Source organism: Microcystis sp. M53598_WE2 (genome assembly GCF_030067735.1).
GTDB classification, from domain to species: domain Bacteria; phylum Cyanobacteriota; class Cyanobacteriia; order Cyanobacteriales; family Microcystaceae; genus Microcystis; species Microcystis aeruginosa.
This window is the reverse complement of sequence record NZ_JASJFE010000487.1, coordinates 1-1,544: the sequence shown is the minus strand read 5'-3', so window position 1 is coordinate 1,544 and position 1,544 is coordinate 1. Positions and strand designations below refer to the sequence as shown.

The 1,544-nt window shown below is 35.9% G+C and carries 1 protein-coding gene and 1 pseudogene; both read left to right on the top strand.

Annotated elements, in window-relative coordinates:
• Nucleotides 1–993 (top strand): O-linked N-acetylglucosamine transferase, SPINDLY family protein (locus PX636_RS10120; protein WP_502882869.1); only part of this gene is annotated, 993 nt, incomplete at its 5' end.
• A gap of 19 nt (nucleotides 994–1,012) precedes the next feature.
• A pseudogene (locus tag PX636_RS10115) lies at nucleotides 1,013–1,544 on the top strand (O-linked N-acetylglucosamine transferase, SPINDLY family protein); the annotation flags it as partial.

The window sequence follows — 1,544 nt, the reverse complement described above, 5'->3', positions numbered from 1 at the left end:
TTTAATATTCATCTCTACCTAGTCAATCAAGTCGAGGATGATATTACAGAACAATGGTTTAAAAATAAGGTGGATAAGTATGATAATTTACCAGCAAACCACCAAATTATTGCCGAGAAAATTAATCAAGATAACATCGATATTTTAGTAGATTTAGATAGTATAACTAATGATGCCACCTGTCAAGTCATGGCACTAAAACCCGCACCAATACAAGTGACTTGGTTAGGTTTTGATGCGTCAGGAATTCCCGCAATTGATTACTATCTTGCTGATAATTACGTTTTACCAGCAGATGCACAGGAATATTACCGAGAAAAAATTTGGCGCTTACCTAATTCCTATATTTGTGTGGATGGTGTCGAGGTTGCTTACCCCTCTCTCCGAAGAGATGATTTAGGGATTCCAGAGGATGCAATTAATTACTTAACCGTACAAACGGGGGTTAAACGTAACCCTGAAACTATTCGACTTCAGCTACAAGTTTTAAAGGCAGTTCCTCATAGTTATTTGAGTATTCAAGGGTTAAGTGATGCTAAATCAGTGGAAAAATTATTTTTCAAAGTTGCCGAGGAAGAAGGAATTAATTATGAGAGATTAAAAATCTTACCCCTCTATCCCACAGGAATTTATCGAGCAAATTTAAGGATAGCTGATGTGGTTTTAGATACCTATCCTTTTACGGGAGGAATGACGACTTTAGATGTGCTGTGGATGGGGATTCCTTTAGTTACAAAAGTTGGTCAACAATGGTCATCGAGAAATAGTTATACTTTAATGGTTAATGCGGGAATTAGTGAGGGTATTGCTTGGAGTGATGAGGAGTATATCGACTGGGGGATTAAGTTAGGTAAGGATGAACAATTGAGACGCAAAGTTATCGCTAAATTAGATGAATCTAGACAAACTTCACCGATTTGGAATGCACGTCAGTTTACTAAAGATGTGGAAAGCGCCTATCGTCAAATGTGGCAAATCTATTGTGAAAGTTAATTAAGGAGAGAATTAAATCATGTCTTGGCAAAATGAAGTTAAAACCGCTTTAGAAAACAATCAATACGATATTGTTAGTCAGTTTTACGAAGAACTGATAGAAAGAGAACCCCTAGAAATTAGTTATTATTGGTATTTAGGATTATCCTATCTTTTGCAGGCAAAAGAAGAAGAAGCACAAGCTACTTGGTTATTTGTTTTCACTCAAGGAGAAGAACAGGAAACTGATTCATGGATGCTAGAATTAAGCAATATTTTAGCAGCCGAAGCTAACCGACAATTAGAGTTAGAAAATCTAGAAATCAGTTGGTTAATTCGTAAACATCTACAGGAAATTAATCCCAGTTATCTCGATAATTTACTGCACTTAACCCTCGTTGAAATTAAATTAAATAGATTTCATCCTCAACAACTGCAAGAATGGCAAATACTAGAATTAATTACCCAGGGTTCAGTTAACTCTCAATTATTGGAACGGGTAGTAATTGCCGTCATACCTTACGCTCATGAATATACCATAGAATTAGTTCGGTTAAGTTTACCCTATCTTG